Below are 7,525 nucleotides of genomic sequence, written 5' to 3'. Positions count from 1 at the left end.
AATCATTGGCCCGTACCGTGCCAACAATCGTCCTATACTAGCCATACGGAGCACTCTGAAGCTTTTTTCCCAGCTTCGTTTTTTGAACAAAATATTGAAAACGTTTTCCAAAGGGACATTTGGCCTGAAATGAAACTGCTCCATGTATAAAGAAAGACTATAATTAGTATATAACTACATTTTTTGCATTATTGACTAGCTCTTTAATGTTATTGGATGTTATTGAGAGGAATGCTCAAGTATGATTAGAAGAGGGAAGAAGACGGAGGATACGGCCTTCTTTGGCCATCCACATGGACTATCGACCCTATTTTTCACTGAAATGTGGGAAAGATTTAGTTACTACAGTATGCACGCCATCCTTTTGTTCTACCTGATTGATAGTTTCCAAAAGGGTGGTCTGGGGATGAATACCCCGATTGCCACCTCAATTGTTGCCATTTATGGGGCCCTGATTTACATGTCGAGTGTCATCGGTGGCTTTGTCAGTGATCGTTTACTGGGAGCCCAGCGGACGGTCTTTTGGGGTGGGGTATTAATTGCCTTAGGAAACTTTATCCTGGTGCTCCCGCTCCGCTTTGTGGGCCTGTACGTTTCAATTGTCATCATTGTCTTAGGGACTGGTTTCCTAAAGCCCAATATCTCCGACATGATCGGGGGACTGTATAGTAAGGATGATACCCGGCGGGATGCTGGTTTTAATATTTACTACATGGGGATCAACCTGGGTTCTCTTTTGGCACCGTTCATTGTTGGCTGGGTCGGTCAAACGTACAGTTACCACGCTGGCTTTGCCCTCTCAACAATTGGGATGATCTTTGGTTTAATCCAGTACAGCATGGGGAAGAAAAAGTACCTGGCCAAGGATGGCCTGGAGCCTAGTGACCCCATCAAACCGGAGGAGAAGGCGAAGGTTATTAAGCAGGTTTCCTGGGTCGTTGCCCTGGTTGTTATCGTCCTGGTAGGGATGCAGTTAACCCACCTGCTCAACATCAACAACATCATCTTTATCATCACGATTCTCGGGATCTTACTTCCGGCCGCGTACTTCTTCAATATTTTACGCAGCCCGAAGATTACCAGTAAGGACCGCCATAATGTCTTGGCATACATCGTGATCTTCATTGCTAGTGTGCTGTTCTGGTCAATCTATGAGCAGACAATGACGATTTTCCCGTTGGTGGCCCAACAGATGACGGACCTGCGTTTGCTTGGCTTCCACATCAAGCCCAGTCAGTTTACCGGCTTCAACGCCCTGTTTGTCTTGATCTATTCACCAGTCGTGGCAGCCGCCTGGACGAAGCTGGGCAAGCACCAGCCATCATCGACGACGAAGTTCACAGTCGGCCTGTTGGCGTCAGCGCTCTCGTTCCTGGTTCTCCTGATCCCAATCAATACCCACGCTGCCGGGGTTAAGTTTTCCGGCTGGTGGTTAATTTTGAGCCTGGCCATTATCGAAGTTGGGGAAGTCTTCCTGTCACCATCCGGCCTGTCGCTGACTAACAAGCTGGCCCCGAAGGCCTTTGCTGCGCAGATGATGAGTATCTGGTTCTTAGGGGATGCTGCCGCTCAGTCCTTCAATGCCCAGCTGGTTAAGCTTTACAGTGTTCCAAACGCTGGAATGTACTTTGGAATTGTTGGCGCCTTTGCCGTTGTCGGGGCCCTGGTTCTGTTCTCAATGCGGGGACTCTTATCCCGCTTAGTTAATGTTTAAGCCTGAGGAGGGAAATAATGGTTAGAGTTCAAGAAGGATACATGCCCTTTGGCAAATACCGGACTTACTACCGGATTGTGGGCGAAAAGAGTGCTAAGGCGCCCCTGCTCCTCCTTCATGGTGGACCGGGTTCAACCCATAACTACTTTGAGGTCCTAGATGACCTGGCAGAAAAGGACCACCGCCAGTTGGTCATGTATGATCAGATTGGCTGTGGAAAGTCCTCAATGCCTGATGACAAGGCCGATCAATTCTACAATCGCGAAACCTGGGTAAAAGAACTCATCACTTTGCGTGACTACTTAGGTCTTGACCAGGTCCACTTGCTAGGCCAGTCATGGGGTGGGATGCTAGAGATTATCTACCTTTGTGACTACGCTCCCCAAGGCGTCAAATCGGGAATCTTAGCCAGTACCCTCCCGGCCTCCTGGATGTGGGGCAAGGAGTTGCACCGCCTGATCAAATTTATGACACCGGCCGAACAGGCGGCAATTGCCAGGGCGGAGGCGAGTGGCGACTACTCTGCCCCGGATTACCAGCGCGCCAATGCCAAGTTTATGGAACAGCACTGTAGCGCAGCACCAACGGCGGACGATCCGGAACCATTACGACGGAAAAAACGGGCGGGAACAGTTGCCTACCTGACCGGGTGGGGACCTAATGAATATAATCCGGAGGGGAACCTCAAGGATTATGACTACCTCGACCAGCTTAAAAAGCTTACGACCCCGATGCTGATTACTAGTGGGACCGACGACCTCTGCACGCCTTACATTGCCAAAGCGATGGCCGACCGTATTCCGCATTCCCAATGGCAGCTCTTCGAATACTGCCGGCACATGTCGTTTGTGGAGCTTCACGACGACTACGAGCGAGTCCTAATTAGGTGGCTGAACGCAAACGATTAACAATTTTCAGCGAAAAAGAAAAGCTTATGGTAGAATTAGTTTTTGCCATAAGCTTTTTTATTTGTGACGTGAGGAGAAAGAGAAAATGAATGCAACACTGCTGACCCGGCTGATCTTAGGGGCCCTTTTACTTTACCAGGTGTACAATTACGGTCATGACCTCTTCGTCAACCGGAAGCGAATCAATGACGGCAACATGTTCGTCACGGGGGCCATCGGCTTCACGACCAACTTCTTTGACACATTGGGGATCGGTTCCTTTGCGCCTACCACCATGCTACTGAAGCTAACTAAGTCCCTAAAAAATGACCGCCTACTTCCGGGAACATTGAATGCCGCCTGTGCTATCCCGGTGATGACCGAGGCCCTTTCTTACATCAAAATGGTTAAGGTCAGTGGCCTAACCCTGTTGACGATGATGTTATCGGCAATGCTGGGGGCCTTTATCGGTTCCCGAATCGTGGTCCGCTTCGATGAGAAGAAAGTGCAGGTGACGGTGGGGTGTGCATTGGCCGTCACCGCCGTTTTGATGATTCTCTCTGCTACGGGGGTAACCACCAAGCTCGGGGCCCACAATGTTGCCACGGGCCTGTACGGGTGGAAATTAGTCATTGCCTGTGCCGTTAACTTTATCTTGGGCTCACTGATGAATGTCGGTATCGGACTCTACGCACCGTGCATGGCCCTCGTGTACCTCCTTGGTCTGAGCCCGTTAGTTGCTTTTCCCATCATGATGTCGTCATGTGCGTCCGTGATGCCAATCGCGGCTGACGAGTTTATCAAGCGTGATGACTATGCCCGGGCCCCGGCAATCTCAATCACGGTCTGTGGTTGCCTGGGAGTGTTTGTTGCTATTCATTTTGTCAAGCACCTGAACGTGACGTTCATAATGTGGCTGGTGATTTTTGTAATGGTTTACACTTCAGCCTTGATGCTGATTGAAGGAAGCCGGAAATTTAAATTAGATGCAAATTAAAGAAGCCAGCGTAAAGCATTTCGCTTTTGCGCTGACTTCTTTTGAATTTACAAGTTGCCACCACGTTCGAACTGGAACTTGGAGTTTAGCAATGTTTGCCGAACCAGACTAGTGGTCAGTTTGTGACCTTCTTCGGTGATGTGCTTAGCGCTTTCCATGTTGGCTTGCGTCAGGTAGTTGATCAGGTCATCGCCACGTTTGCCCTTGGCACCCGCGGTGATTTTATCAACCCGGCCGACACCGTAACTTTGGGCGTCGTCGCGGAAGGCGTTCACTTCGTTGATGAATTCGTGGTAGCGTGGTTCAACGATTACCTCGAGCATCTTGTACATCCAGTAGGCACTCTTTTCCGGTTGGACATCCTGGGTTGCGTAAGCATAGTTAGCAGGGGTGTCGTTGATATTGGTAAAGAATGGAACGTATGGGCTGTAGCAGTAGAAACCAAAGTTAATCCATTGGATTGCAGCATACTCGGCCGGGACGTCATTCCGGATTTGCATGATACATGAGCTTTGGTTCCGGTCTAAGGCAATGGAACGGAACCGCTTTTGTTCGTCAGGCGTACCACTGGAGTAGGTCCCCATTGGGTCAAATGGGGTTTGATTGTAGTGGGAGGAAAGGAAGTATTCGACATCTTCAATCGCGATCTTCTTCTCTGGCTTCCGAATAAATGGCATGTCCTGACTAGTTGGTTCCTGTTCAATGGATGGGTTGAACAGCTTTTGACCGTACCAGGTCCGTGGGGTGTTGTAGTAAGCATCAGCTTCGTTTTCCGTAGCAAAGATCTTCCGGAAGTTGAACTTACCAGGGTATGGGTTCAGGTGGTGGTCTTCAACGAACTTCTCAATTCCCTTGGCATACATGAAGTTATCAGGGTCGTCGAAGCTAATTTCTTGGATGCACATGTTATTCGGGGCAATTGCGTAGCAGTCGTCCGGGATCCGTTGGGCAACCCACTGGTGACCACCAGCAGTTTCAAAGTACCAAACTTCGTCCTTGTCTGAGAAGGCAATCCCGTTGGTTTCACCGGTTCCGTACTTTTCAATTAAGCTCCCCAGGCGCTTGACACCTTCACGGGCAGACTTGATGAATGGTAAGACGAGGTAGAGCATTGAGTCCTCGTTAACCCCGTTCTTAACGAGGGGGTCGTGGCCGAGTACGCGGGGGTTCGTGTTTTCGGTTTCCGTTGAACTCATTGCAACGTTAAACTCGTTAATTCCTTGTTCATCCCACCGGCCAATTGCGGGGTCCCCATTTGGGGTGGCGGTGAAGCGGCAACCCTTGCCACTCATCGTTACTTTCAGGCCGTTATAAGCAGATGTGTATTCCTCGCCGGTGTAATACTTAGCAGGGAAAACCCGGAACGTCTTGGGGTTAACCCCGTCTTCACCATCTTCATCACGGGCGATAATCGTTGAACCATCGATTGTGGCGTTCTTACCAACGAGCATGGCCGTACAGCTAGACAACTCTTTCTTCATCTTGGTCACAGTTCCTTTCGTAAATAAAAATACACTTCAATTACCATTAATAATAACACTTTTGTGGGGGCGGGCGATCACCATAATCGCAATGGTAGAAAGTAGTGTTTCAAGAAAGATTAAATCCTCTCTTTTTGACTTTTGTTTTAGGATACCCAAAATAATTATTTACAAATTAAAGATTAGTAGTAACATAGTTATTGGAAGTTAATAGCGGGCTGGCATACTGCTTGCTGTTAAGAGAACCTAGAGAGGGGAATACTAATGTTTGAAATTAAGCCAAAGAAGTTCAAGAAGATCCTCGTTGGTGTCGACGACGCACCAGACGCCCGGGCAGCCTTTTCATACGCTGTTGACAAGGCCAAGCGGGATGGTTCCGAATTAGGAATCGTTTCTATTCTGGAGACTGGCCACATTAATGTTTACCAAATTCTCGATAAGGATTACGTTCACAGTAGCGAATCCGAATTAAAGAAGCGGGTTAACGAATACGTTCAAGCTGCCATTGATTATGGTGTTGACCCGAAGAAAATCACGGGAATTGTCGACCATGGTGAACGTCCGGCCGAACGGATTTGTAACCACGTTATTCCTGCCTTCCAACCGGACCTGTTGATTATTGGTTCAATTGGTAAGTGGGGCAACCGTAAGGCAGTTGGGTCCCAGGCTTCCTACATGACGCGTCATGCCGGAACTTCAGTGTTCGTCATTCGGACAACTGCCGTTCAAACTTACGAATAAACCTAAGTAAGAACTTATGATTGTAAAAGCGATAGCCACTGTGGGCTATCGCTTTTTACATCTAATAATAAATTTTAATGATTCTAATTAAGAGGGATTCAATCTAATTAAACGGTTGAATGTAGCAATCATTATGTTATAATGATTCTAAACTAGCGTGAGGGAGGAAGAAATATGCCAAAGAAAAAGATGTCATTGGCCCAGAAGGTTAATGTCCTCCGTGCAAGTGTGATGGGGGCTAATGATGGCATTATTTCAGTTGCCGGGATTGTTATTGGTGTTGCTGCGGCGACGAGTAATGCCTATTCAATTTTGATTTCTGGACTTTCCGGCAGCCTTGCGGGAATGATTTCCATGTGTATGGGGGAGTACGTTTCCGTATCCACACAAAAGGATTCACAAAAGATGGCACTGATTAGTGAGCGGCAACGGCTTGAGGACCAGTACCAGCAAGAATTTAACTATGTCCAAAAGAAGTACGAGGCCCAAGATATTGACCCCAAGCTGGCCCACCAAGCAACGACCGAACTGATGAAAAAGGATTCACTCGGGACGGCTGTTCAAGAGCGTTACGGCTTTAATCCCCAGGACTTTACTAGTCCGTACGCGGCCGCGATTGCGTCGTTCATTTCGTTCCCAACTGGATCGATCTTACCGATGGTTGCGGTGACGATGGCGCCCGCCCATGTGCGGATCTTGGCTACCATGGTGGCGGTTTTAATCGCCCTCCTTATCACCGGTTACTTTGCGGCCGTTTTGGGTAAGTCTAACCGGGTCAAGTCAATGATCAGGAATGCGGCCGCCGGTCTGCTTACGATGGGTGTGACGTTTGTAATTGGTCAATTATTTGCACGTTAAGGGGGATGAGTTTTGATGGAAAACGTAAAGAAACGTCAAAAACAAACAATGGAAGAAAAACTGAATACCCTCCGTGCAGGTGTCTTAGGTTCTAACGACGGTATCTTGACGGTTGTCGGGGTCCTGGTTTCCGTGGCCGCTGCAACGACTGACCGGTTTACAATCTTTATTGCCGGTTTATCTGACATGCTTGCCTGTGCCTTCTCAATGGCGTCGGGGGAATATGCATCCGTTTCTACCCAGAAGGATACCGAAAAGTCAGCGGTTGCCCATGAAGAAGAGCTGTTGAAGACGGATTTTGAAGGCGAACTGGCCGCCGTTCAAAAGTACTACGTTGGTAAGGGGGTTAGTCCGGAGACTTCGCTGGCGATTGCCCGGGACCTACTAAAGAAGAAGCCGCTCGAAACGGTTGTCCGGGTCAAGTATGATATCGAATTGGGACACTACCTGAACCCCTGGGACGCTGCCTTCTCGTCCTTGTTCTCGGCCGCAGCTGGGGGCCTTTTCCCACTGATGGCGATGACCTTTGCTCCCGAAGCTTACAAGTGGATTGCCGTTATTCTGGCGGTTATCTTGACGAGTGCCTTAACGGCGTTCATCAGCTCAAAGCTCGGTAACGGCCTGGTTAAGATTGCGGTTATTCGGAACATCATCATTGGTTTGATTACGATTACCATCCACTACGGTGTCGGTAAGTTATTCTAAAATTTAGCTATTATATGCGAAAAGCCACTGGCGTTTGGTTGACGTCAGTGGCTTTTTTATCTATTTGGCAGATTGCAAGAAATAACTTGAACGAATTTAGTGACGCAGATTAAGCAGGAAGATCTCGATTGGTGTGCGCCAG

Annotated in this window: 7 protein-coding genes; 6 read left to right on the top strand and 1 reads right to left on the bottom strand. The window is 48.5% G+C overall.

Translation table 11 applies throughout. From position 1 onward, the window contains the following. Positions 1–241: 241 nt before the first annotated feature. From QOS01_RS09920 to QOS01_RS09910, 3 genes are all read left to right on the top strand, one after another. Complete coding sequence (locus tag QOS01_RS09920; RefSeq protein WP_283622210.1) at positions 242–1,714, top strand: peptide MFS transporter; 1,473 nt, start codon at positions 242–244, stop codon at positions 1,712–1,714. Between the two features lie 17 nt (positions 1,715–1,731). Next, positions 1,732–2,622, top strand: coding sequence for a proline iminopeptidase (gene pepI / locus QOS01_RS09915; protein WP_283622209.1), 891 nt, complete (start codon positions 1,732–1,734; stop codon positions 2,620–2,622). 85 nt (positions 2,623–2,707) lie between these two features. Then, on the top strand, positions 2,708–3,598 hold the full coding sequence (locus QOS01_RS09910) for a sulfite exporter TauE/SafE family protein (protein ID WP_283622208.1): 891 nt from the start codon (positions 2,708–2,710) through the stop codon (positions 3,596–3,598). Between the two features lie 47 nt (positions 3,599–3,645). On the opposite strand, the gene QOS01_RS09905 is transcribed toward QOS01_RS09910, so the two are convergent. Next, the gene (locus QOS01_RS09905) at positions 3,646–5,079 is read right to left on the bottom strand and encodes a C69 family dipeptidase (RefSeq protein ID WP_283622207.1); all 1,434 of its coding nucleotides are present in this window, start codon (positions 5,077–5,079) and stop codon (positions 3,646–3,648) included. Between the two features lie 264 nt (positions 5,080–5,343). On the opposite strand from QOS01_RS09905, the gene QOS01_RS09900 reads away from it, so the two are divergent. The 3 genes from QOS01_RS09900 (at position 5,344) to QOS01_RS09890 (ending at position 7,383) form a co-directional block, all read left to right on the top strand. Further along, a complete protein-coding gene (locus QOS01_RS09900; RefSeq protein ID WP_283622206.1) occupies positions 5,344–5,820 on the top strand; it encodes a universal stress protein in 477 nt (158 codons plus the stop codon). A gap of 174 nt (positions 5,821–5,994) precedes the next feature. Continuing rightward, positions 5,995–6,678, top strand: coding sequence for a VIT1/CCC1 transporter family protein (locus tag QOS01_RS09895; RefSeq protein WP_283622205.1), 684 nt, complete (start codon positions 5,995–5,997; stop codon positions 6,676–6,678). 15 nt (positions 6,679–6,693) lie between these two features. Next, positions 6,694–7,383, top strand: coding sequence for a VIT1/CCC1 transporter family protein (locus QOS01_RS09890; RefSeq protein ID WP_283622204.1), 690 nt, complete (start codon positions 6,694–6,696; stop codon positions 7,381–7,383). Positions 7,384–7,525 lie beyond the last annotated feature (142 nt).

Origin of the sequence: Limosilactobacillus avium (assembly GCF_947381485.1) — a bacterium.
GTDB classification, from domain to species: domain Bacteria; phylum Bacillota; class Bacilli; order Lactobacillales; family Lactobacillaceae; genus Limosilactobacillus; species Limosilactobacillus avium.
This window is presented reverse-complemented; position numbering and strand designations above follow the sequence as displayed.